The organism is Algibacter sp. AS12 (assembly GCF_046736315.1).
GTDB classification, from domain to species: Bacteria; Bacteroidota; Bacteroidia; order Flavobacteriales; family Flavobacteriaceae; genus Algibacter_B; species Algibacter_B amylolyticus.
Map to the genome: position 1 here is coordinate 1,460,560 of NZ_CP151841.1, position 24,331 is coordinate 1,484,890.

The following is a 24,331-nucleotide window of genomic DNA, read 5'->3' on the forward strand; positions in this document are numbered from 1 at the left end:
TTAGTTTTTAAGACTTATTAGTTATCTTGATTGAAAGCATCAATCATTTTATATTTTGAATCTGTATATTTCTTTGTGATTAATTTCATTATTTTTTGATGGAAAACAATTCCAACAATACCTAGAATTATTAAAACCAAACACGCTATTTCAAAACCTGTTAAAAAATACACTACGGCAAAGATTCCCATTGGTAAAAGCAAAATAGGAATTCCAATTAGCCATTGTACTGCTCCAGTACCTTGGTAATTAAACACTGCTTTTTCATTAAGGTTTATTTTTTTACGATTAAAGGAACCGCCTAATAAAATAACATGCGTATTTACACCCATATTATAAATGGCAGCTGCAAAATGAGCAAATAACACTTTCCACCCAAAATACACGTACGGAATTCCTAAAACAAATAAGATTAATACACTTAAGGCCATTAAAGTGAATTTTGATTTTAAATACTGTTCGTATTTAAGGTTTTGGGTCATTAATAGTCCGTAATAGCTACTATCCCAGGCAGGAACAAACTGCCCAAAATTCATTAAAAAAATACCTGTAGAAAACACGCCAACAAAAATGTAAGACGGTGTCATGCTTATAAATTGTGGGTTAACATAAAAAACCAAACCATACAAAAGCCCAAAAACAACCATCCAAACTGTAGACTTAGTTCGTTTGTTTCGCCAAATTAATTTTAAATCTAACTGTAAAAATGGGGCTATATCTCCAAAGTTTTTAGTCCAATCTAGGTTAGAAGTATTTACTTCTTTAATTTTTGTTTTAAGCCCGCTATCTAAAAACAGTTTTTGTTTTAGTAATTTAAAATTAATCACATAGCAGGATAACAGAATTAATAATGGTACAATAATTAAAAAAGGCTGGTTGTAAATGGCATTAAAACCATTACCTATTAAGCCGCTAATTGAAACCACATTAAAATGATTTAAAGCATACAGGCCACCTACCAATACTATAATGGGAAGAAAAGACAATTCCTTTTCAGCCGAAAAACTTTCTATAATAAAATTCAAAAAATTGAGAATAAGAACCACTACAATTAAAGCTGCCATCCACCCTATAACTTGACTTACGGGATAATCTTTAACCATTAAAGTAACGCCAAACGGGATAATTGCAAATAAAGGCAAGGCATTAAAAAAGGAAAACACCGATTTTCCTAATACATAATTTACAATCTTACTTCGTTTTATTGGAAGGACCAACAATGGCATTACGCTCATTACAGGTAGTTTTTGAAAGAAAAAACGAATTACTAAATCGCCTAAAATCCAATAAAAAAGAAAACTATTTACAATTAATAAAGGATCGCTATCTGGAAAAAACTCTTGAAGCGCTGGAAATAAACCTATACCCAATATTAAAAACATGGCTATTAAATACAGGCTTAAAAAGCCCATAAATATTTTAATACCTAAACTTTTACCAAAGCTTGCCGACCTAAAAAAGGATTTCCATTCTAAACTTAAAAAACGCTTTATCATTTTTGGTGGTTTTAGTTTTCATAAATGTAAGTGTATCTAAATCCTAAATTGTTACAGATTTAAAATAATATTTCATCGTTTTGTGTTTAAAGAACTTCAACTTTTTAACTAAAACACAAACAAGCCTTACTTTTTATAGAAAAAAACACATTTTATTTAAAGGCTTCCTTATTTTTGTTGAAAACAATCACCTATGTCATCATTTCATAAACTTTCAGTAAAAAATATAACAAGAGAAACAGATAAAGCGATTAGCATATCCTTTAATCTTCCTGACAATTTAAAGGAGGCTTTTACCTTTAAAGCAGGCCAATACATTACTCTAAAAACTGAAATAGATGGTAATGAAATACGTAGAGATTATTCACTTTGTGTATCTCCAAAAAGCGGCGAAATAAAAGTGGCTATTAAGGAGGTTAAAGAAGGAACTTTTTCTGCTTATGCCAATAACACCTTAAAAGTTGGCGATACTATTGAAGTTGCTCCACCAAAAGGGCGCTTTGTTTTTGAGCCAAACGACTCTAAAACTAAAAACATAGCTTTATTTGCAGCTGGAAGTGGTATTACACCCATTTTAAGTATTATTAAATGTGCTTTAGAAGAAGAAGTAAACAGCAAAGTTATTTTGGTTTATGGTAACAAAACTACCAAGGACACCATGTTTTTTGATGAGCTTTTAGAACTTCAGCATGCGCATAAAGACCGATTCTCAATTCAGTTTGTATTTAGTCAGCAAGATGAAGACGACGCTATTTTTGGTAGAATTGAGAAAAGCACGGTTAATTATGTTATGAAAAACAAACATAAACATATTGAGGTTGATGCGTTTTACCTTTGTGGACCAGAAGCAATGATTCATACAGTAAAAGATGTGTTAACGGAACATGATATTGATGAAAATCGCATTCATTTTGAACTTTTTAAAGCTGCAAAACCAGCAGAGGTTCAAGAGGAAATTGCTATAGCTACAGGAAACACAAAAATTACAGTTACTGTTGACGATGAAACCACAACGTTTGATATGTCGCAAAAACAAACCATCCTAGAGGCAGCATTAGATGAAGATTTAGATGCGCCTTATTCTTGCCAAGGTGGTATTTGTAGCAGTTGTTTAGCACGTGTAACAGAAGGTGAAGCTACCATGAGACAAAACAATATTTTAACCGAAAGCGAAGTTGCCGAAGGTTTAATTTTAACCTGTCAAGCACATCCTACAACACCGAGTATAACTATAGATTTTGATGATGTTTAATGGCCTCCATTTAAAATAAAACATTTCTATTTTACAGGAAGAATACGTCGTTTTTAAAGAGTGGAAACAATTTTTTCAACAACTATTTCAGGAGAAATACTTCCGGCCGCTTCTTTATAATCCTCTGGATATTTATTTCCATAAACTGAAGTTGGTATTAATGGAAATTTTACACTGTCTGCTAACAACGCATAATCTTTAGGTTGATTAAAAGGTGTAAAACCAGCAAAAGGATGGGTAACACCCCAAATAGTAATCACCTTAACACCTAACATTGCTGCTATATGTGCATTACCAGAATCCATGGAAAGCATTACGTCTAAATTGGAGATAACATCCAATTCTTCATCAAGCGATAATTTACCCGCGAGATTGGTTGTATTTTTAAAATTATTTTGGAAACCGTTAAGTATTTCAGACTCATATTTTCCACCGCCAAACAAAATAATATTATGGTCTTTCGATAGCTTTTCTATAACCAATTTCATTGAGCTTAAAGGATACATCTTCCCTTCGTGTGCTGCAAAAGGTGCGATTCCTACACTCTTTTTTGAAGGATTTTGAATGAACTTTTTTAACTCGAAATTTAAGTCTGTTTTTTTTGGAAAACTAGGAGTACTCAAGTCAATTTTATAACCTAGCTTGCCAAAAACCTCGGCATAGCGTTGATGGGTTGTTTTAAGCTGTTTATTTATTTTTTTTGAAGTTAAAAGTCGCTTTTCTTTTCGGCCTTTATCAATTGAAATAAAACGTTTACAAGTTAAAAAGTTTTTAAGAATTTTACTTCGCAATACATTATGTAAATCGGCCACAACATAAAACTGCTTTTCATTTAAAGCGTTCCCTAACTTATAGAGTCCAAAAACACCTTTATGTTCTCCTTTTACATCGGCAGAAAACACCTCAACTTGATCTAAATCTCTAAAAAAAGGCTTAAAAAAAGCACGTGTTAATACGGTAATTTTAAGTTCGGGATGCTGTTGGGTTAATGCTCGTAAAACGGGAACAGTCATAGCCACGTCTCCCATAGCTGAGAGACGAATAACTAGAATGTTTTTTTGTTGTTTTGGCATCTCAACAATTAGGATGAGATTCCCGCCTACGCAGGAATTCTATTTTTGTGAACGAAGTACTGGATTTAGTTCATCGTCATTATACATTTTCATTTGCTTATACACTTTCATATACTTATCTCCTGCTTCAATATCACTTAAAAGCGTATCAATAGCTGTCGATAAATCTACGCGTTGTTCTAACAAAATATCTAGCTTTTTCTGGCAAGCTGCTTTGTGTTTCGCGGAAGCGTCATTACGAGTTGCTTCCTCATTCATATGATAAACTTTTAAGGCTAAAATAGATAATCTATCGACGCCCCAAGCTGGACTTTCGGTATTAATAGTAGCGCCTGATTTTACAGTAGCTCCTTTATATTTTTCTAAGAAATAGCTATCAATATATTCCACCATATCGGTTCTATCTTGATTTGAAGCATCAATTTTACGTTTTAAAGTTAATGCTGCAACAGGATCTATTTGCGGATCGCGAATAATGTCTTCATAATGCCATTGTACCGTATCAATCCAACATTTTCTATACAATAAATGCTCTAATAAATCGCTTTCTGGATAAGCGTTTTCAAATGGTTGATCTACAGTGTTAATAATGTGATATTTTTCAATAACCTCTTGAAAAATTTTGTTAGCTTTATTTGTAAACATATTCTTTGATTTTTATAATGCGAAATTACATAAATTATCTAAGATTTTTAAATTTATAAAACCCTGAAAAAGGGCAATAATTAAATTTTTAATTGTGATTCATTAACTTTACTATCAAAATTTAGATTTTCACCTATGACAATTCATAATTTATCACTTAAAAACTCCATTTTAAATAAATTTATAGCTGAAATACGAGCTGTTAATATTCAAAAGGATAGTATGCGTTTTAGAAGAAACATTGAGCGCATTGGAGAAATTTTGGGATACGAAATGAGTAAAACTTTAAGTTTTAATTCTGAAACAATTGAAACCCCTTTGGGACAAAGCAATATAGATTTACCAAATAATGAGGTTGTATTGTGTTCTATTTTGCGAGCCGGTGTGCCATTACACAACGGATTGCTAAATTATTTTGATGGTGCTGAGAACGCCTTTATTTCTGCATACAGACACCATAAACACAATCCTGAAAGTTTTGAGATTATTGTAGAATACTTAGCTTGCCCAAGTTTGGAAGGCAAAACACTTATTCTTGCCGACCCTATGTTAGCTACCGGACAATCGATGCTAGCCACTTTTGAAGCCTTGAAACCATTTGGGACACCTAAAGAAATTCATTTAATTAGTGTTATTGGCGCACAGGAAGGCGTTGATTTTGTAGCGCAACATTTTGATAAAAACACACATTTATGGATTGCCACTATTGATAAAACCTTAAACGACAAGGGGTATATTGTTCCTGGACTTGGTGATGCTGGCGATTTAGCTTTTGGCGAAAAACTACAGCAATAGCAGGGTAAAAGGCAGTAAAATTAACACACCTAAAAAGAGTTCTTTAAACCATTTATCGGGTATAATTTCTATATAATTGGCTATAATAATAGCTAAAGGGGCAAATAAAAATAAAAACTCACTTCCGTTTTTTTCTGGAGCTAGTATTACTAATATAAAACCAATTATTGCCGCTAAAATGATGGTTTTAAACGATGCTCTAAATGCTTTTTTTTGCTTTTTAATATTATTTAAATAAAAAACAGAAGACCAAATACCAAAGGACAGCAAGACTGTAATAGAAATTAAATATGCTGCAGAATTATAATTACTAAAATCGTAACTAATTTGCGGATTCCAATTAACCAGGTCGAAATAATTATCGAATATCAGTATTGATGCGCTACAACTTATAATTAAAACTGTTACAGCACCTAAAAATGGTATTAACCAATGGCGAATATTATTATCGGTATACAATACAAGCGATAACAAGATTAGAACAAAAAACAGAATGGACCAAAAGTAAAAAAGGGATGCTAAAGCAATCCAGAAAGCGGCATCGAAAAGCTTTTTCTTAATGTTTTTTGGGGAGCGCATACTTACTATCCGCCTTAACCCAAGTAAAACAAAAAAATTTGAAAATAACACATTTCCATTACTTGTTGTTTGGGTAATAAATAGCAAAAAAAGACTAAACAAGAGGACTTCGTAGCTATTTCTATTTGTTAAATTATTTTTGTTGGCTATAAAACTTAAAAGTAAAATACAGGCATAAACAACAAAAACTAGTACCGTTTGCTTTAGTATATAATCGAGGTTTAACCCACCATTTACCATGTAAATTCTAGCATTTACAAAAGCTAAAAGCACTATAAAAAAAACAACAACAAAATATATTGGTTTAGATTTATTAAAAAAACTTGTAATCATTAACTGTTTTTGTATTTTTGCTGTGTAAATATACTAACTAAAAAATGGTTGGTAAATAATAAACAAACACAAAATGAAAGATTTCTTTTACGCAATACAGGATTTATTTGTTAATGTTCTTTTTGCTCCTATGGATGCTATAAGAGCATTAGAACTAGAAAACTGGTTTGCTGCAAATACAATTTCTTGGATTTTTATTGTTATTTGTATTGTAGCTATGGTTTACTGGATGCTACAACTTAAAATATTTAGTGATAACAATGAAGAAGATAAAAGTATATCTTCTCATTCTTTCCTATAAATCGAATCCAATATCTTTACGATAATACATCTTATCAAAATGTAGTTTTTCTATACTTTGGTAAGATTTTTTTATGGCCTCTTGGTACGTATTACCATACGAAGTTATGGCCATTACGCGGCCACCAGAAGTTACTATTTTCCCATCTTTAATTTGCGCTCCTGCGTGAAACGGAATAGAATCTACAATACTTTTAACTCCGGTAATTTCTTTACCTTTTTCATAAGCTTCAGGGTAACCACCAGACACTGTCATTATTGTAGTAGCCGCACGTTCATCAATTTCGATATCAATTTTATTTAAAGTTCCATTAGCCATGGCTTGTAGAATTTCAACAAAATCATTTTTTAATCGAGGTAAAACAACTTCGGTTTCTGGGTCGCCCATACGTACATTGTACTCAATAACTTTAGGATCGTCTCCAACTTTAATTAGTCCAATAAAAACAAAACCAACATAAGGAAGTTTATCCTTTTTAAAACCAGAGATTGTTGGTTTTACTATGCGCTCTTCAATTTTGTTAAGAAACTCATCAGTAGCAAACGGTACTGGAGAAACCGCCCCCATACCACCTGTGTTCAATCCTATATCACCTTCGCCAATACGCTTATAATCTTTAGCTGTTGGTAAAATTTTATAATGCTCGCCATCGGTTAACACAAAGCAACTTAGCTCTATACCATCTAAAAACTCTTCAATTACCACTTTTGTACTTGCTTCACCAAATTTAGCATCAACAAGCATACTTTTTAATTCAGCTTTAGCTTCATTAATATCATTTAAAATAACAACACCTTTACCTGCCGCTAATCCATCGGCCTTTAAAACGTAAGGCGCATTTAAAGTTTCTAAAAAAGCATAGCCTTTCTCAACAGTTTCTTTAGTAAAACTTTCGTAGGCGGCAGTTGGTATATTATGGCGGTATAAAAACTCTTTTGCAAACTCTTTACTTCCTTCTAATTCGGCAGCAGCCTTTTGTGGTCCAATTACAGATACATGTTTAATAGCATCATCATTTAAAAAGAAATCATGAACTCCTTGCACTAGTGGATCTTCTGGTCCAACAACCACTAAATCTATATTATTACTAAGTACCAGTTCCTTTATAGCCGGAAAATCTGTTACACCAATATTTACGTTTGTCGCTATTTCATTAGTACCAGAGTTTCCTGGTGCTACAAATAGTTTATCGCATTTTGGGCTTTGAGCTATTTTCCAAGCAAAAGTGTGTTCTCTTCCTCCAGAACCAAGTATTAAAATATTCATAGTAATAGTATAAGTTATTTGCGCAAAAATAAAATTAATGCTTCTAATTCACGAATATTTTTTATTTACTTTACATAAAATACTAACTTTAAATAATTGTGTTGCTAAAAGTGTCCTTCGCTAAAGCATTTATAATTATTTTTGATTTTCGTGCACTATTAAATAATTCAGCCCTTTTTTAACTTGAATCTATTCGACTTTTCATTACAATTAAATGGTTTTCCTATTAAGGAGGCTAGAACTGTATTAAAATCAATTCAGGATATAAATGAAAAAGATTTTGCAGCACATGTAGAAGCTAAAAAGCAAGACATAGTTGCATTTCACCTAAAAAACAATCCTTACTACAGTGCGTTTATAGAGGGTATTGATACTTCAGATTGGAACAACATTCCTGTTTTAACAAAACAAGATTTACAACAACCCTTAGAAGAGCGACTTACAAAACATTATACCAAATTTGATATTTATATTAATAAAACATCAGGATCGTCCGGAACGCCTTTTGTTTTTGCCAAAGATAAATTTAGTCACGCCTTAACTTGGGCCATAATTCAAAATCGTTTTGGTTGGTATAATTTAGATTTTAACACATCGAAACAAGCTCGTTTTTATGGTATTCCTTTAGATAAAAAAGGATATTACAAAGAACGTTTTAAGGATAAACTTAGTCGCAGATTTCGATTTTCGGTATTCGATTTAAGCGCAGCGGCTTTCGAAAAACATCTTCAAAAATTTAAAAAAGCCTCTTTCGAATATCTTAATGGTTATACAAGCTCAATTGCGCAATTTGCTAAATTTCTTCATGATAAAAACCTTGTTTTAAAAACCATTTGCCCGACATTAAAAGCCTGTGTTGTGACTTCCGAAATGTTATTTACCGATGATAAGAAGCTCATGGAAACCCAATTTGGAGTGCCAATAATTAACGAATATGGCGCTTCGGAATTAGATTTAATAGCCTTTGAAAACCCCAACGGGAACTGGCAAGTTAATAGCGAATCTCTTTATGTTGAAATTCTTGATGACAATAATTCTGTTTTGCCTTACGGCGAAGAAGGCCGTATTGTAATTACATCGCTTTACAATAAAGCACACCCATTTATTAGATATGATATTGGCGATGTTGGAATCCTATCAAAAAAAAGCACGACCAAAACACCTATTCTTGAAAAACTAATAGGAAGAACTAATGATATTGCTATTTTAGCAAGCGGAAAAAAGGCTGCAGGATTAACGTTTTACTACATTACAAAAAGTATTATTGAAGATGACGGAAATGTAAAAGAATTTATAATTGAACAACATAAACTAGATACTTTTAAGATTATTTATGTTAGTAACGCTCCCCTTTTGGAAGAAAAGATAAAAACTATAACCATCGAAATGGAAAATTACCTTGAAAAAGGACTACAAATTCAGTTTGAAAGACAAGATAAATTAATTCGTTCAAAACGTGGTAAATTAAAGCAGTTTACATCCTACTTAAACCAAGATATATGAATATTACTATAGTTGCAGGTGCTAGACCAAACTTTATGAAAATTGCGCCTATTATCGAAGCTATTCAAAACAAAAAAAAAGAAGGTTTTAACATTAATTATAGGCTTGTACATACCGGGCAGCATTACGATAAAAACTTAAGCGGAACTTTTTTTGAAGAATTAAACATCCCACTACCCGATAGTAATTTAGAAGTAAAAAGCGGTACTCAAGCGGAACAAACTGCAGCCATAATGATTGGTTTTGAAAACGAATTAATGGTAAATAAATGTGATTTAGTAATGGTTGTTGGCGATGTAACCTCAACAATGGCTTGTACAATAGTTGCTAAAAAAGCAGGTATTAAAGTAGCACATGTTGAAGCCGGAATTCGATCTGGAGATATGGATATGCCTGAAGAAATTAATAGAATAGTTACAGATAGTTTAACCGATTATTTTTTTACAACATCCACGTATGCGAACAAAAACTTAAGTGCATTAGGTGTTCCAGACTCCAAAGTGTTTTTTGTTGGAAACGTCATGATTGATACGTTACTTAAAAACAAAAGTAGATTAGCAAAACCTTCTCTTTGGGATGATTTAAATTTATCTGAAAAGAAGTATATGGTTATAACGCTTCACAGACCTAGCAATGTTGATGAAGAACAGCAATTAAAAAAGCTGATAACACAAATTGTAACTTTAGGAAAAGATTACCCCATTATTTTCCCGGTGCATCCTAGAACAAAAAAGCTTTTAAGCAACCTCAACCTAAATTTTGACAACCTAAATTATGTGAACCCTTTAGGCTATTTAGAATTTAATTATTTGGTTAAAAACGCCTTGGCTGTTATAACGGATTCTGGTGGTATTACAGAAGAAACTACTGTTATGAATGTACCTTGTATAACCTTGCGAGATAGCACCGAACGTCCTGAAACCTGCGATATTGGAACAAATATTTTAGTTGGCAGTGACCCTGAAAAAATTAAAACTGCTTTTAATATTCTATTTTCTGGCACATGGAAACAAGGCGTAACACCCCAGTTGTGGGATGGAAATGCCGCAAAGCGTATAGTTCATCATTTAGTATCTATTTAAATTTGATATGAAAGACTTACTTATCATAACAAATTATTTTCCTCCTGAAACCGGGGCGGCATCAAATCGCATTTTTCATTTATCTGAAGGCTTGCAGAAACACAATTTTAATGTTTCCGTTTTAACCCCTTTACCAAATTATCCTAAAGGCAGGGTATTTGAAGACTATAGAGGGCAATTTAAGCGGACTTCTGTAGAAAACGACATTTCCATACATAGACTGTGGATTTACGCTAGTAATTCAAAGAATAAACTACTGCGCCTTATTGCTATGCTTTCTTATAGTTTCAGTTTGATTTGGTTTTTTATATGGAACAAAATTCCTGAAACAGTAATTATACAATCGCCACCTTTACTTGTGGCTTTTACCTCAGTTTTATTTCTACGTTCTAAAAAGAGAAAACTCATTTTAAATGTTAGCGATTTATGGCCACTTGCTGCGTTTGAATTAGGCGCTTTAAAAAAGAACTTAACTTATAAAATACTTGAAAAAATAGAGGGCTATAATTATAAACATGCTGATTTAATTCTAGGACAAAGTGATGAAATATTAACCCATGTAAAATCATTATATAGAAATAAAAGCACTTTCTTATATCGTAATTATCCGGATTTTAAAGCACAGGTACCAAATAACGAAACACAAACTTCAGAAAAACTAAAAATAGTATATGCAGGCCTGTTAGGGATTGCCCAAGGTATTTTAAAACTCTGCGAGCATTTAGACTACTCTAAAATTCAATTTCATATTTACGGCGGTGGTGCAGAGGAACTTGCTATACAAGATTTAATTGAAAATAAACCAGAACTTGATATTGTATATCATAGCGAAGTTTCTAGACAAGAACTACATAGCGTTTTAACTCAATACGATATCACCATAATTCCCTTACTCAATAGAATTTATGGCTCAGTGCCATCTAAAATATTTGAATATGCGCGCTTAGGAATGCCTATGCTTTATTTTGGCGGCGGTGAAGGAGAAACTGTAATTAATAAATATGAGCTTGGTTGGGTTGCTAATGTCGGCGATTATACTGAATTAAATATAGTAATATCAAATTTAGATAGATCAAAGTTGTCTTTAGAATACAGAATTAAAATACAAAATATAGCATTTACAAATTTTGATTTTAATATTCAATTAAAACAACTTATTGAAGTAATTTAATAAGCCTTCTCCTCGCCTTTTATAGCGTTCGTAAATGTTTGAATAGCGATTTTAATATCTAGTAACAACGACCAGTTTTCTATATAAAATATATCATACTTTACGCGATTAATAATATCTTTATCGGTTTCTATTTCGCCTCTAAAACCACTTACTTGAGCCAAACCTGTAATACCTGGCTTAACAAAATGGCGCACCATAAATTTATCAATTCGTTGTGCATACATATTAGTATGACTTACCATGTGCGGTCGTGGTCCAACAACCGACATGTCTCCAAACAGCACATTAAAGAACTGTGGTAACTCATCAATACTTGTTTTCCGTATAAAAGCCCCCATTTTAGTAACTCTTAAATCACCTTTAGTTGCTTGGTGTAAATTTGCATCTTTATTAGGAGTCATAGACCTAAACTTATAACAATCAAACTCCTTATAATTAAAACCGTTTCTAGATTGTTTAAAAAATACGGGGCCTTTTGACTCTAACTTAATTAGTAATGCTATAATTGGTGTTAACCACGATAATACAAAAACGATTATAAATAATGAAAAAACTATATCGAAAAGGCGTTTAACTAACTTACTAAATGGTTCTTGCAGAGGAATGGCTCTTATTGATAAGATTGGAATATAATCATAATATTCATACTTAAGTTTTTTGGAATAAATCTCCTTATTGTCTGGAATGAATTTAAGTTCACGTAAGTTATTATCTGCAAAATCAATTAACCTATTAATTTGCTTATTAGATAATTCTGAAACGGAAAAATATATTTCATCTATACTATTTTCTATAATATAGTTAAAACAAGAATCTAAAGAAAACTCTTTATCCTTAACACTAAATTTAGCTTCAAATTTATACCCATAATCTAACCTAGTATTAAACGTTTTAATAAGCTGTCTAGCCTTATCATTACTACCAATGACTATAACCTTTCTATTATTACCTCTTAAAACAGTTCTGTATTTTTTTAATAAAAACGTAGTTAAAAATTTAAATATAAATATTAGCAAAAACACAAACAACAAATAATTACCTAGTGCTAAACGACTTACATTGGGTTGTTTAAAAAACCCAATAAAAGCGTAAAGCACTATTGTAAAAAGTATGATTTGCTTAAATAATAATGGAATAATTTGAATTAATCGTGTATGCCTTTGTACTTCGTAAAAATGATTTTTTATTGCAATTATCATCCACGACAAGGATATGTATAAACAGAATATATAAATATTCTTTAAATTTATATCAAAATAAAACACAGCCATATTAATAATGACTAAATCGATAAACCCAAAGAGTGGTTTTATTAAACTAGAATATCTTCCTTTTTTGTAGTTCACTTATTTCTTTATGTGTTCTTTAAACTCTTTATGATCACTTTTATATAATTCTTCATCTGATAAAGATTTAAAATAATCATAAGTTATCTTCATGCCTTCAGCTCTGTTAACCTTAGGCTCCCAATTTAATATTTTTTTTGCTAACATAATGTCTGGTTGTCGCTGTAAGGGGTCATCCTGAGGTAAATTTTTATAAATTACTTTTTGCTTAGTGCCTGTTAGCTTAATAATTTCTTCAGCAAATTCTTTAATTGTAATTTCGTGTGGGTTACCAATATTAACAGGCTTTGAATAATCGCTTAATAATAATCTATAAATTCCTTCAACTTGATCATCTACATAACAAAAAGACCTTGTTTGGGATCCATCTCCAAAAACGGTTAAATCTTCTCCTCTTAAGGCTTGCCCTATAAATGCAGGAATAACTCTTCCATCATTGAGTCGCATTCTTGGACCATAAGTATTGAATATACGAACTATTCGAGTTTCTAGTCCATGAAACCTATGATATGCCATCGTTATAGATTCTTGAAAACGTTTAGCTTCATCATATACGCCACGAGGCCCTATTGTATTTACATTACCGTAATAATCTTCCGTCTGTGGGTGTACTAATGGGTCTCCATAAACTTCGGAAGTTGAAGCAATTAGCATTCTAGCTTTTTTAGCCTTAGCTAAACCTAAAAGATTATGTGTGCCTAATGCTCCTACTTTTAACGTTTGTATGGGTATTTTTAAATAGTCTATAGGGCTAGCTGGAGATGCAAAATGTAAAATATAGTCTAATTCGCCACTTAAATCTATATAAGTTGTTACATCATGCTTAATAAATTCAAAACTCTTTAAGCTTAATAAATGTTCTATGTTTTTTTTATCGCCAGTGATAAAATTATCCATTCCAATAACATGAAAACCTTCTTTAATAAATCTATCGCAAAGGTGAGAACCTAAAAAACCCGCTGCCCCTGTTATTAAAATCTTTTTTTTCATTTATGTTTAATTGCAATCTTAAATTTTAATAAAAATAATTAGAAAAACGTAACATTGGTGCTCAATAATGACTTGCAAATTATATTTGCCTATTTTTTAAAATCTTGGAGAAAATTATCGACAACACCCTTAAATGCTGTTAAAAAAATTGACTCTTTAAATTTACTTGAATGATTTTTTATCCATTTAGCGTCAAAATCTTTTTGAATCAATTCGAAATACACTAACTTCTCTTCTAAAGATTCTACAGTTTGTTCATCAAAAAATATACCTGAAGATTGATGGATATTTTCTTTATTTTCAACTATTGTTTCTAGAGCTCCTCCTTTTTTTAAAGCAATAACAGGAATACCATAAGCCATAACCTCTAAAGGAATCATTCCAAAATCTTCTTCCCCAGGAAATATTAATGCTTTGGTTCTCTTGAAGATTTCTTCTATTTCAGCCCACTGCAAAACGCCTGTGAATTTTATATTTGGCTTGGCTATTTTTGCTAATTTTTCTTTTTCCGATCCTTCTCCAACAATAATTAAAGGTTTACCGTTTTTGTTAAATACATCTACCAATAAATCAATGCGCTTATAGGGTGTTATTGCACCAAAACTTAAATAAATATCTTTATCGCTATTTAATTCAAAGGGTTTATTAAATAACTCATCAGCTATTGGAGGATAAACAACTTTTGCATCTCTATTATAAAATTTGTTTACTCGATTGGCCACGTTACTAGAGTTAGCAACATATAAATCAACATTATTTATAGTCCCTTTGTCCCAATTTTTTAAACGCTTAAACAAATACAATAAAACAGGCCTAACCCATTTGTTTACAGATACCAAATAGTCATTTGTAAAACCCCAACAATACCGCATTGGTGAATGTATGTAGCATAAATGAGGGGTGTTATCATCAATTTTAATTCCTTTAGCTGGACCAGACTCTGATGAAATAATTAAGTCGTATTTATCTTTTAATTTAAGTGAATTAACTCCTATTGGATAAAGTGGAAAAAAAATTTGATACCTCTTTTTTATAAATCCAATTTTATCTAATACCGAGGTATATACCTTATTGTTTTTTAAATGATTACCATAAGTTTTTTCATCATAAAATAGCGTGTATACGTCTGCATCGGGATAAAGCTTCAGCATGCTTTCCACGACCTTTTCTCCTCCGCGACGTGATATAAACCAATAATGTATTATTGCTACTTTCATTAACTAAAATCTTCAGGACTTACAGATTTCCAGTGCTTTATGGCATTTTCAAAATCGTACTTAAATTCAAAATCGTTATCAATAAGGTACTGAGGTTTAATATTAGTTGGAAAACCTGCTTTTCTAACTCTTACTGGATGAATGTCGGCCGTTTTTCCAATTAACTTAAAACCAATTTGTAAAATAGATGCTAAAAAAACCAAAACACTTACTGGCAACTTAAGGGTAGGCTTGCTTATATTTAAATTACTCTTTGCAATTTCTACCATTTCATTTAATGGCACTACTGGGTTTTCGGCATAATTATAAACAATAAACCTATCTGATTTATTCATTGTAAATAACATACTTTCTACCAACCCATAAACATACCCATAGGCTTTTATTACTTTACCTCCGTTTGGTAATATAAATGTGCCTTTTTTTAATGATTTAATCATTCTATAGACATTACCTGGGTCCTTCGGGCCAAAAATAACACTTGGTCTTACTACAATTAATCTTCTATTAGAATCCTTAGCCAACCATTTTTCATGGATTTTTTCTGCTAACCCCTTGGAAATACCATAACCGGTTTCTGGGTAAAGTGGTGAAGCCTCTGTTTTTTGATTTAACGACTTCCCATAAGGTGCTATACTGCTTGTAAAGAAAATATTATTTATACCTTCATTTTCAGAAAACTCATTAACATTTTCAGCTCCAGCTATATTTGTATCAAAATACTCTTTAAAATCATGACCAGGTTCACGATGAATGGCCGCAAAGTTAAAAATCCAACTAGATTTGCCATCTATATTACTAAGCTTAATATCTATTTTTTCTCTTACATCAATTTTAGAATAAATCACTTTTTTAGATTGCAACTCATCCTCAAAACCGATAAGTGCCTTTATATCAAAAACATAATAACTTTCAAAAACATCATTCGTTATTAAGAAATTTAACAGGTTTCTACCTATATAGCCTGATCCTCCAAAAATTATTGCTGTTTTTTTGTCCATTAAAATTTATTCTCGACGTAAAATACGTCCAATATTTTAAAATTTAACTTTTATAATCTTTAACTAACTTTATTTTTCTGATTCAATTCTATTAACTTATACAAAGAAAGCACAAAACTAAATGCAACAAACGGATAAATTCCAATACCTCTTATGTAGTTAGTTATAGGCAAAAATACATTAATTAATAATAAGTAAATTAATATTGGTATATAAATAATAGAATGTTTAGACTTTTGAAAAGCGTACTTTTGAAAAACTCCAAAAATAAACATAGCTAAAAGTGTTAGCCACCTAAAATCTATATAAAAGGAACCAAAGGCGGTTAAATAAACATAACTCCTTGGTGATGGATTATTTAGAACTATAGGCTCGCTTATATTAAATTTGTTAAAAAAATTAATTATTGGGAAAAACGTATATGTTCCGTTCGTTTTTTGTAAATCTTGCTTATCAATAATATGGTTAAACTCAAAAACACCATGAGAAATATATTGACCCGAATGCAGGCCTATTAAAGCATAATACTTTATTAATTCATTGTTATCCTTTGAATAAAAATAGTTTTCAGCTTCATCAGTTGGCTTCAATAAATCATTATATCTCGATTTTAAAATAGAATCAAAAAAAGCAACTTTATGTTTTGCGACCTCATGTTCTCTTTTTATAAGTAAAACGACAGAAACTGACATTAAAAGAAAAAAAGAAAAGCATATAATTAAAAAGGGTTTTAATTTAATTTTTTGAGTTTTAAACAGTAAATATGTTATTATAACAATTAAAAACACCTCAAAAAATGGTTTTCTCGCACCTAATAAAATGGCCTCTACCCATGGAAATAGTAATAAGGCGTATGCCAATATAACGGTGTACCCCGCACTTTTAAGTTTTAATTTTTTAACAAATATAAACGGGAAAAAGTAAATACTTTTAATTATTGATGCTATAACAAACAACCAACCACTGCTACTAGAATTTGCATCTTTAATTGCCCTGTTTTCTATTGTTTCATTAAAAAAAGACAGTTCTCTTATCCAAAATAAATCAAACCACCTTAATAAGTAACTTAATACTAAAATAATTAATAAAATATTCAAATAAAAAGTAGTTCTTGGTTTTTGCTTAAATTCTATAGGTTTAGTTTTAAAATTAAAACACAAAAAACCAGTAACCAAGGATAAGTAACAACCTAGTATAAAAAATATGGTTACAGGTTTTATAGACTCCACAGGTTTTGCCGGAATAAGTAAAAAAGCAATAAACCAAATAGCTATGCTAAACAACAAACTATAAAAAAAACCTTTGTATTTTTTAATATAGTTTATAATCATAAATACATAAAATAATAACTAGTTGATAAAATATAAATTAAGCTTAGAGTTATAATAGATTTGCTAAAATATATTTGTTTCATACTAAGACTAAAATATTGAATTAAGCACGCTACAAAAATTACTGTAAAATGAATAAAAACAAGTAATGATAATGTCATACTATCTTTTAAAAAATAAAATACGCCCATTGCCAATGCAATTAAAACTAAAAATTTAGGGTTGTTTTTATATGTTAAATTTTCTCGATCAATAATATTTGAGTTTAATGCCGAAGCTATCCAGACTACCATTTGAACCGATAATAAAAAATACATACCCTTATTATCTATATAAGTTTCGGTAAAAAAATTAGAAAAATACCCAACAACGTAAGGTGTTACAAAATAAATAACAACAGAGAGCGTGAAAATAAACATAAAAAACAAATAGTAATACTTATCTAAAATGTTAGCTTCAAAAGTGTACATTTTTTTAAAAAAAGCTATATTTACTACTTGATGAATCATAACAACAATAGCGGATAACCTAAAGTAAAAGGCATATAAACCTACCTCCTCAAAACTAAAAAAATACTCAACCAATATTCTACCCGATACCGTAATTAAGAATATTAAAAAAGTTGATAACATTAAGTTTTTACTAAACTTTAGTATTCTTTTATAATTATCAAATTTATTTATTTTGTCTGCCTTGTAATATTTGTACAGTGCTAAAAAAACATAAATCAAAGAGTACCCTACAATAAAAATGCTAATAAGCGTGGTATTTATTGAAACAATGTTTGTCTTACCAAGTAATAAAACTAGCAGCAGTACCAAGTAAATTCCAGAATCTACTATTACGGCTTTTGTAGATTTTTCGTAAGATTTTAACTGAACCGAATAAAACACCTGATTAGCAATTATATAGCTCACATTAAATGCTAAATAAAATTCAATTTTAATATTAAAAAAATAAAAGGCGAATTGATTACATACAAATAAGAAAAGAAGCCATATGGGGTGTAAAATAAACCCGTTTTTAATTGAAAAATCTTTTTTTCTAAGAATAAAATAAGGAAAGGCACCAGGAACACCTAAACTAATAAGAGAATTAAGAACAAACCCTAAACCCGCTAAGGCATATTCTAATACACCAAAATCGTATTCTGTAAGTACATCTGCCAATAATAATGGCACAAAATAAACGGTTGCTTTAGCTATTGTAAAAATAGCCGCAAAAAAACCGTATTTTTTAATAATAGCTAGTGGTTTCAAATATTTGGGTTCTTATTATTGTAAAAGTATTAAATTTAAAAATTACGATACATTTATTTAGACACTAAATGCTACCACAAAAAAAAGATGCCCCTTTTTAAACTTAAAAAAAGACATCTATGCTTTATTTTAAAAAAGCGATTACTCCTCAATTTCTACAATTACTCCAGTATTAGGAGCTTTTAAAACCGATATTGATGGATTATCGTTTATAACTTTAAAAGTACCTATTGTAAAAGGCTTAGTTTTACTACCTTGATCAAAATAGGCTGTATACTTACCTTTAGAGTCTTTTTCATTTATAGTAATATTTTCTATAAAACTATTATAACATCTGTTTACCCAAAGCGCTTTAAATTCTTTTTCTTCACCTTTATCCGCATCTTGCATACCAGACATCCCTTTGGATGACCCTACTCCGAATTTGTCTATTACTACATTTCCAATTAGGTGATCTTTTCCGGTAATGTACATGCCATGTCTATCTGAAGATAAAATATGAATATCTTTAATTTGCACATTTACAGGGTTATTATTCCAACCTTGTATTGACAAAGCAGCCCCATTAAATTTGTATTTATCTGAACCAGAACCTAAATCCTCAATTACTAATTTGTTAATTTTAATATCTTCTGATCCCGCATCAACTATAGCACCTTTACTTCTTAAACCATAAATGTTTTTTTCTAAATTAGATTTAATGCTAAGGTTTTCTATTTCTAAATCATGAGACTTTCTAACTAAAAAACCAGCATATGAAACTACATTACCCTTAAAAACAATATTTTCTGAAGGTATTGAATCATTTTCATAAACTTGAATCATACCTGCAAATTCCGCATTTTCAAAATTTATATTAATATTTTTTCTTCCTTTTATAACTAAGTTTTTTTTGTAATAACCTTTAGGGAAAGTTAACTCAACACCGTGGTTTTCCGATAAGTCTAAAACAGTTGTCAACCTTGTATTTTTCGTATAAGGATGTGTAGTTGGATGAATGGAGTCTGGATATATACCATAGCGCCTTACATCTCCTAAAGGAAATTTATTATTCAATATATATTTTGAATCATCAAACACAGAAGCAACTTCCTTTGAGGTTTCTTCTATGGTTTCAATTGTAGATTTATCTTTCTCATTTTTACATGAAATAATAAAAATACAACTTACTGTTAAAATTAAAATGTGTTTGAAATTTTTCATAATATATCTGTCAATCTAATTTATAAAAATAAGGAATTATAAACGCAAAAATAATTACGCCATGTTGCCGGTCTAAATAGGATTCTAAAAAACACCCCACAACAAAAAGCAACAAAAATATGGGGTAATAAAACTGCTCCTTATTGATTTTTAAAAGCAACAAAAATAATATATATATAAACAAAACACCACCCAATACTCCTGTTTTTAAAAACTCGGTAAAATATTGGTTATGGTTATTATATTTCTGGCTTATCCCAGCCTTAAAATTAATAGTATAATATTGGTTATATAAAACCGCTAAATAATCGCCTGTGCCCACTCCAAATGGTAGTGCCTTTATTATTTCTTTTCCTGCTAAATAGTTTATTAAAATACGGTGTTCTAAAGTATTTTTAGTTTCGGTAAACCTGTTTTTAGTAATTATGGTTTCTAAATCAAAATCTAAGGTGTTAACCGTAACAGTCATTCTGTTTTTTACTATAGACGATTGAGAAATCATTATTGATCCTAAAATTATAAACACAGTTGCAAATAATACACTTCTATATTTTTTACGCTTTATAAGTAATACTAACCCATAAATTATTAATGTAAGCATGAAAAGCAGCACCGTTTTATTTCCCAATAGTAATAGAATGAAAAATGAAGTTGCTAATAAAAGACTATTTAACAACATTTTATCCCTTTGATAAATTGACTTACTAGATACTAGAATAGGAATTAAAACTATAAATGTTAAGTAAAATTGGCTTATCCCCAATTTAACTTTTACGGTATCATGTACAAATGTTGAAATAGTTCGCCCATCAACAAAAACATGAATTATTAAATAATACAAAAAAGTTAATACTATAAGGTATTTAGAAATGTTTAATGATTTTTTTAAGTCATTACTTGGTATAGATTCCGAAAATAAAATGGCCGGTAAAAACACCAAGGGAAACATACCCCAAACCCGTTTTAGCGCAAGAGCTTTGTCCTCTGAATAAAAATACCCAATACATTGTATTAAAATAAACAAAACAAGACATAGCGCTATTTTATCCTTTTTAATACGTTGTACCTTACTTGCAATATTTAACTTAGTATCTAAAAAAAAGAATGGAATAAATAGCACCATTGCTATAGCGCTTAAAGCATAAGATACTGTAAAAGTAAAAAACACAATTATACTTAGCGTAATAAATATGTACTCTCTTTTTTTTATTAATTGTTGTAAACTAAAATTCATTTTTAACTAAAATATTAGTAAGCTTATCATCTTTTATTGGTAATGCCTTTGCTTTATTTTTAAAATGAATATTATAAATAAAGGTAGGCTCATAATATTTTCCTTCATCCAATATTACACTATAATTACCTTTATTATTAGTGGCATTAACGATTAAGGTGTCTATTTCACAATTGTTACATCTATTTAACCATGCGCCAGAGAACTCCTTTTCTTCTCCTTTAAAAGCATCTCCTAGCGCAAACATATTTTCGGAACTTCCTTGCCCAAAATTATTTATTGTTACTTTTTCAATTCTATGACCATTTCCTGTTAAATACAGTCCTGTCCTATCTACATTTTTAATAGTTAGGTTTTTAATAAAAACATTTTCGGGGTTGTTTTTCCAACCATGAACTTGCAGTGCTGCTGCTGTGTGTTGATAAAACTTATCTTTAGTACCTCCTGTGTTTTCAATATTTAAAAGTTGAAAACTAATATTTTTAGCTCCAGCGTATAAACTTACTCCTCTATTTTTTTTTGTTGTGAGACATTTTAAAGTATCTGTTTTTACTGTTAATGTGTCAAATACTATATCGCTAGATCCTTTTACAAATAAACGCTCTAATATGGTTAAATTACCTCCTAACTTTATATTAAAGGAGTTATTTACAATGTTAACACCTCCGGTAATTGTCGCGTTATTAAATGTAAAGTTTAGTATGGATATACTATCTAATACCAAATTAGTGGCATAATCACCTTTAGGAAATACCATTGGTAACCCCTTACTAGAAAGTGAAATTATGTTTTGTAAATTTTTATTAGAAATTTTTTCGTTAGGATATACCCCGTATCGTCTAACATCTCCCTTTTTATAATTCTTATCAAGAACATAATTAGTATCATCAATATTGACTGGGCGCTTTACTTTAGTATCTACTTCAGGTTGTTTACAAGCCAATAACAAGGCTAAAAGTAAGAACAAAACAAAATTATTTTTTGCACACATTTTCAACTATATTTTATATTCTCTTTTTTAGCTTAGTAGAGCTTTGGTTATATTATTCATTTTTACTTTAAGCCAATACACCTATTTATTAAAATAACAGTAATTACATTCAAAATGATTATTTAATAGGCAAAAACATACTCTAATAATCACAAAAATCATCAATTAGATTATTCAGTTTTTTGGGCTCTTTGGTTAATAACAACAACTGTGCTTTTAGAGGCTAACTTTCTTAAAATCCAAAAAACAACAATCGCGTTAAATATGTACATATAGCTACTTCCAAAAAAAGTAACATGTAAAGATGCCATTAAATTAACAGCTAAATAAGAATACATTAAAATGGCGGGCAGATAACCTAAGGAGGCTTTTAAGTATGTTTTTTTTATAAATCTTCCTAAAAAGAAACAAATAAAAACACCAAACAACCCAAAATCTAAATAAAAAGGGCCCCAAAAAGTTACATAATATCCTCTTTTATAAATAACCTCATTCATTTCTTTTTTAGTTTGAATATTCAACCCAAAAAACCTAAAAAATTTAGCATAAACATCTAATTCGTATTTACCATAATAAATTCCATTTTTATCATCTAAATGGTTTACAAGTCGCTGAAATTCGACAACACCATGTGCAAAATAGTGATATAAGCTATACTTAGCTACTGCGATGTTTTTTTCTTGTTTAGGTAGTTTATTTATTTCATTTTTAAAATCGCCATCTATAATAGTTTCATGATAACCTTCCCAAACGGTTAAAACATCTTTATAATTATAATGGTTAAGCCTGTTAACCATAACCTTAGTAGAAAAACTAAGTGCTACCGAAATAGCAATGAACACCAAAACAACATACCACCTTGTAAAAAACTTAGGTAGTTTAAACAACTTTATACTTCCTAATTTAATCTGAAAATTATTATAAAAAAAACGTCCATATCTCACTTGATAAAAATACCAAACAATAAAAAAAATAAATAACGATAAGGCCATCGGTAATCTTGATTCATTAAGTAATGAGCTAAGCATATATACCGATGCAAACAAGCCACTAAAAATAAGTAGCGTTTTACTAAAATACTTTTGGTAATAAAAAGTTGCTAAGAAAGAAACAATTGCAAATGGAAAAGTAAGCGCAATTATTAAGCCTAAAGCCCCAGAATTAAATTCGGCAGAATAAATTTGAGCCTCTCTAAGCGCAAAACCATTTACTGTTAGGAGGTTTTGCACAAATATTAATTGGTATAACTTTAAACATGCTCCAAAAACACCAATACAAAAAGAAATTACAATAGTATAATAATCTGGCCTAGGTAAACTATCGGGTTGTTTATATTTTTCTTCATCTACTTTTTTTACCGAAAAAAGCCCAAATAACAATCCTGCATTATAAAGAACTAAAACTAATACGGGGTAAAAAGAATTATGAAGTATATATGTTGCTGGAATTAATGTATATGCTATTACCCATATTAAAAATGAGTATATTATTAACCTTTTGGGAGTAATATGTTTTAGCATGCCTATTTGGTATAAACTTTTTCAATTAAGTTTTTATCTACTTTATTGAGTTTAGATTTTATTTGACTGAAAGTTTGAGGAATATGCCTTAACGCTTGTCCAACATACATGCCTTGCTCCGTTAAGTTCTTGGAAATTACTGATCCACCTCCAATATGAATGCCGTTTAAAACTTTAATTCCCGGGTTAAATATACAACCAGAACCAACATAAACATTGTTACCAATATGTATTTCTCCATCAATTCTAATTCTATCTTTTCCTGTTTCTGCATGATAATAACCATGTGTCCACATTTGAGAACGAATACCTGCTAATATTGAGAAATCGCCTAATACAATACTTCTAGTTAAATCTAAATGATGTCCTGTAGTTATTTTAGTTAGTTCTCCTAATTTTAAATCTGATTTTCCGTAAGTTAATCCTAAAGCTCCTCTTGATAGATAGTTCTTATTTCCTACGGCTGCTTTATGATCTAATATTAATGAAAAAGGGCCTTTAAAAATATTTAAATATCCTATTTTAGTATTATTTGACAACTCTATTTTGCTATTAAAAAACAAATTTAAATGTCCTATTTTTGATCCGTCTCCAATTGTAATATTAGTTGTAGACATTACAGAAAACCCTATTTTAACCTTCTTCCCTATTTTATGCCCTAATAATCTTAATAACGGCCTTAAAATCAAGCTTGGTAAAAACAAACAAAACAAAAGTGTAAGTACTTTTTTCAAAACTAT

Annotated in this window: 22 protein-coding genes; 6 read left to right on the top strand and 16 right to left on the bottom strand. The window is 30.2% G+C overall.

Annotated features, from left to right (window positions below):
* Window positions 1-17 precede the first annotated feature (17 nt).
* Complete coding sequence (locus AAFN75_RS06165) at window positions 18-1,496, bottom strand: DUF5687 family protein (protein WP_411808722.1); 1,479 nt, start codon at window positions 1,494-1,496, stop codon at window positions 18-20.
* A gap of 193 nt (window positions 1,497-1,689) precedes the next feature.
* On the opposite strand from AAFN75_RS06165, the gene AAFN75_RS06170 reads away from it, so the two are divergent.
* The gene (locus tag AAFN75_RS06170) at window positions 1,690-2,748 is read left to right on the top strand and encodes a 2Fe-2S iron-sulfur cluster-binding protein (RefSeq protein WP_411808723.1); all 1,059 of its coding nucleotides are present in this window, start codon (window positions 1,690-1,692) and stop codon (window positions 2,746-2,748) included.
* A gap of 53 nt (window positions 2,749-2,801) precedes the next feature.
* Here the strand turns inward: AAFN75_RS06170 and AAFN75_RS06175 are convergent, their stop codons facing one another.
* Both AAFN75_RS06175 and AAFN75_RS06180 read right to left on the bottom strand, forming a co-directional pair.
* Window positions 2,802-3,821, bottom strand: coding sequence for a glycosyltransferase family 9 protein (locus AAFN75_RS06175; protein ID WP_411808724.1), 1,020 nt, complete (start codon window positions 3,819-3,821; stop codon window positions 2,802-2,804).
* A 39-nt stretch (window positions 3,822-3,860) separates the two neighbouring features.
* Window positions 3,861-4,466, bottom strand: coding sequence for a DUF4254 domain-containing protein (locus AAFN75_RS06180; RefSeq protein WP_411808725.1), 606 nt, complete (start codon window positions 4,464-4,466; stop codon window positions 3,861-3,863).
* A 135-nt stretch (window positions 4,467-4,601) separates the two neighbouring features.
* On the opposite strand from AAFN75_RS06180, the gene upp reads away from it, so the two are divergent.
* Entirely contained in the window at window positions 4,602-5,261 is a 660-nt protein-coding gene (gene upp, locus AAFN75_RS06185; protein ID WP_411808726.1) for a uracil phosphoribosyltransferase, read from the top strand.
* Here the strand turns inward: upp and AAFN75_RS06190 are convergent.
* Window positions 5,250-6,173, bottom strand: a complete 924-nt coding sequence (locus AAFN75_RS06190) for a DUF6427 family protein (RefSeq protein WP_411808727.1) — start codon at window positions 6,171-6,173, stop codon at window positions 5,250-5,252. The two genes, upp and AAFN75_RS06190, sit on opposite strands and share 12 nt — an antisense overlap.
* 73 nt (window positions 6,174-6,246) lie before the next feature.
* Between AAFN75_RS06190 and AAFN75_RS06195 the strand changes: the two genes are divergently transcribed.
* Window positions 6,247-6,474 carry a DUF6341 family protein gene (locus AAFN75_RS06195; RefSeq protein ID WP_411808728.1) on the top strand — a complete coding sequence of 76 codons (228 nt, stop codon included), beginning with the start codon at window positions 6,247-6,249 and terminating at the stop codon, window positions 6,472-6,474.
* On the opposite strand, the gene purD is transcribed toward AAFN75_RS06195, so the two are convergent.
* Complete coding sequence (purD, locus tag AAFN75_RS06200; RefSeq protein WP_411808729.1) at window positions 6,469-7,740, bottom strand: phosphoribosylamine--glycine ligase; 1,272 nt, start codon at window positions 7,738-7,740, stop codon at window positions 6,469-6,471. The two genes, AAFN75_RS06195 and purD, sit on opposite strands and share 6 nt — an antisense overlap.
* Before the next feature lie 183 nt (window positions 7,741-7,923).
* Between purD and AAFN75_RS06205 the strand changes: the two genes are divergently transcribed.
* From AAFN75_RS06205 to AAFN75_RS06215, 3 genes are read left to right on the top strand one after another with little or no spacing between them, the layout of a single operon-like run.
* Window positions 7,924-9,243 (top strand): phenylacetate--CoA ligase family protein, encoded by a 1,320-nt coding sequence (locus AAFN75_RS06205; protein ID WP_411808730.1) that lies wholly within the window; start codon window positions 7,924-7,926, stop codon window positions 9,241-9,243.
* On the top strand, window positions 9,240-10,325 hold the full coding sequence (wecB, locus tag AAFN75_RS06210; RefSeq protein WP_411808731.1) for a non-hydrolyzing UDP-N-acetylglucosamine 2-epimerase: 1,086 nt from the start codon (window positions 9,240-9,242) through the stop codon (window positions 10,323-10,325). Before AAFN75_RS06205 ends, wecB begins: the two co-directional genes overlap by 4 nt.
* 7 nt (window positions 10,326-10,332) lie before the next feature.
* On the top strand, window positions 10,333-11,496 hold the full coding sequence (locus AAFN75_RS06215) for a glycosyltransferase family 4 protein (RefSeq protein ID WP_411808732.1): 1,164 nt from the start codon (window positions 10,333-10,335) through the stop codon (window positions 11,494-11,496).
* On the opposite strand, the gene AAFN75_RS06220 is transcribed toward AAFN75_RS06215, so the two are convergent.
* The 11 genes from AAFN75_RS06220 to AAFN75_RS06270 form a co-directional block, all read right to left on the bottom strand.
* The gene (locus tag AAFN75_RS06220; RefSeq protein WP_411808733.1) at window positions 11,493-12,845 is read right to left on the bottom strand and encodes an undecaprenyl-phosphate glucose phosphotransferase; all 1,353 of its coding nucleotides are present in this window, start codon (window positions 12,843-12,845) and stop codon (window positions 11,493-11,495) included. The genes AAFN75_RS06215 and AAFN75_RS06220 overlap by 4 nt on opposite strands.
* Entirely contained in the window at window positions 12,846-13,835 is a 990-nt protein-coding gene (locus AAFN75_RS06225; RefSeq protein ID WP_411808734.1) for a UDP-glucuronic acid decarboxylase family protein, read from the bottom strand.
* Between the two features lie 89 nt (window positions 13,836-13,924).
* Entirely contained in the window at window positions 13,925-15,052 is a 1,128-nt protein-coding gene (locus AAFN75_RS06230; RefSeq protein ID WP_411808735.1) for a glycosyltransferase, read from the bottom strand.
* Window positions 15,052-16,053 carry an NAD-dependent epimerase/dehydratase family protein gene (locus tag AAFN75_RS06235; protein ID WP_411808736.1) on the bottom strand — a complete coding sequence of 334 codons (1,002 nt, stop codon included), beginning with the start codon at window positions 16,051-16,053 and terminating at the stop codon, window positions 15,052-15,054. Before AAFN75_RS06235 ends, AAFN75_RS06230 begins: the two co-directional genes overlap by 1 nt.
* A 59-nt stretch (window positions 16,054-16,112) precedes the next feature.
* Complete coding sequence (locus tag AAFN75_RS06240; protein WP_411808737.1) at window positions 16,113-17,384, bottom strand: hypothetical protein; 1,272 nt, start codon at window positions 17,382-17,384, stop codon at window positions 16,113-16,115.
* The gene (locus AAFN75_RS06245) at window positions 17,381-18,643 is read right to left on the bottom strand and encodes a lipopolysaccharide biosynthesis protein (RefSeq protein WP_411808738.1); all 1,263 of its coding nucleotides are present in this window, start codon (window positions 18,641-18,643) and stop codon (window positions 17,381-17,383) included. The genes AAFN75_RS06240 and AAFN75_RS06245 overlap by 4 nt, the downstream gene beginning before the upstream one ends.
* Window positions 18,644-18,784: 141 nt before the next feature.
* Window positions 18,785-19,846, bottom strand: a complete 1,062-nt coding sequence (locus AAFN75_RS06250; protein WP_411808739.1) for a hypothetical protein — start codon at window positions 19,844-19,846, stop codon at window positions 18,785-18,787.
* Window positions 19,847-19,856: 10 nt separating this feature from the next.
* Window positions 19,857-21,080: an O-antigen ligase family protein gene (locus AAFN75_RS06255; protein WP_411808740.1), complete on the bottom strand. Its 1,224-nt coding sequence runs from the start codon at window positions 21,078-21,080 to the stop codon at window positions 19,857-19,859.
* On the bottom strand, window positions 21,070-22,071 hold the full coding sequence (locus tag AAFN75_RS06260; protein ID WP_411808741.1) for a hypothetical protein: 1,002 nt from the start codon (window positions 22,069-22,071) through the stop codon (window positions 21,070-21,072). Before AAFN75_RS06260 ends, AAFN75_RS06255 begins: the two co-directional genes overlap by 11 nt.
* Before the next feature lie 170 nt (window positions 22,072-22,241).
* Window positions 22,242-23,591 (bottom strand): O-antigen polymerase, encoded by a 1,350-nt coding sequence (locus AAFN75_RS06265; RefSeq protein ID WP_411808742.1) that lies wholly within the window; start codon window positions 23,589-23,591, stop codon window positions 22,242-22,244.
* Window positions 23,592-23,593: 2 nt separating this feature from the next.
* The gene (locus AAFN75_RS06270) at window positions 23,594-24,325 is read right to left on the bottom strand and encodes an acyltransferase (protein ID WP_411808743.1); all 732 of its coding nucleotides are present in this window, start codon (window positions 24,323-24,325) and stop codon (window positions 23,594-23,596) included.
* Between the last annotated feature and the right edge of the window lie 6 nt (window positions 24,326-24,331).

Coding starts and splice junctions, on each gene's coding strand:
- AAFN75_RS06265 (WP_411808742.1), bottom strand. CDS start 23,591: ATGCTAAAACATATTACTCCCAAAAGGTTAATAATATACTCATTTTTA.
- AAFN75_RS06175 (WP_411808724.1), bottom strand. CDS start 3,821: ATGCCAAAACAACAAAAAAACATTCTAGTTATTCGTCTCTCAGCTATG.
- AAFN75_RS06215 (WP_411808732.1), top strand. CDS start 10,333: ATGAAAGACTTACTTATCATAACAAATTATTTTCCTCCTGAAACCGGG.
- AAFN75_RS06190 (WP_411808727.1), bottom strand. CDS start 6,173: ATGATTACAAGTTTTTTTAATAAATCTAAACCAATATATTTTGTTGTT.
- wecB (WP_411808731.1), top strand. CDS start 9,240: ATGAATATTACTATAGTTGCAGGTGCTAGACCAAACTTTATGAAAATT.
- AAFN75_RS06260 (WP_411808741.1), bottom strand. CDS start 22,071: ATGTGTGCAAAAAATAATTTTGTTTTGTTCTTACTTTTAGCCTTGTTA.
- AAFN75_RS06165 (WP_411808722.1), bottom strand. CDS start 1,496: ATGATAAAGCGTTTTTTAAGTTTAGAATGGAAATCCTTTTTTAGGTCG.
- AAFN75_RS06250 (WP_411808739.1), bottom strand. CDS start 19,846: ATGAAAAATTTCAAACACATTTTAATTTTAACAGTAAGTTGTATTTTT.
- AAFN75_RS06240 (WP_411808737.1), bottom strand. CDS start 17,384: ATGATTATAAACTATATTAAAAAATACAAAGGTTTTTTTTATAGTTTG.
- upp (WP_411808726.1), top strand. CDS start 4,602: ATGACAATTCATAATTTATCACTTAAAAACTCCATTTTAAATAAATTT.
- AAFN75_RS06255 (WP_411808740.1), bottom strand. CDS start 21,080: ATGAATTTTAGTTTACAACAATTAATAAAAAAAAGAGAGTACATATTT.
- AAFN75_RS06170 (WP_411808723.1), top strand. CDS start 1,690: ATGTCATCATTTCATAAACTTTCAGTAAAAAATATAACAAGAGAAACA.
- AAFN75_RS06225 (WP_411808734.1), bottom strand. CDS start 13,835: ATGAAAAAAAAGATTTTAATAACAGGGGCAGCGGGTTTTTTAGGTTCT.
- AAFN75_RS06230 (WP_411808735.1), bottom strand. CDS start 15,052: ATGAAAGTAGCAATAATACATTATTGGTTTATATCACGTCGCGGAGGA.
- AAFN75_RS06180 (WP_411808725.1), bottom strand. CDS start 4,466: ATGTTTACAAATAAAGCTAACAAAATTTTTCAAGAGGTTATTGAAAAA.
- purD (WP_411808729.1), bottom strand. CDS start 7,740: ATGAATATTTTAATACTTGGTTCTGGAGGAAGAGAACACACTTTTGCT.
- AAFN75_RS06195 (WP_411808728.1), top strand. CDS start 6,247: ATGAAAGATTTCTTTTACGCAATACAGGATTTATTTGTTAATGTTCTT.
- AAFN75_RS06235 (WP_411808736.1), bottom strand. CDS start 16,053: ATGGACAAAAAAACAGCAATAATTTTTGGAGGATCAGGCTATATAGGT.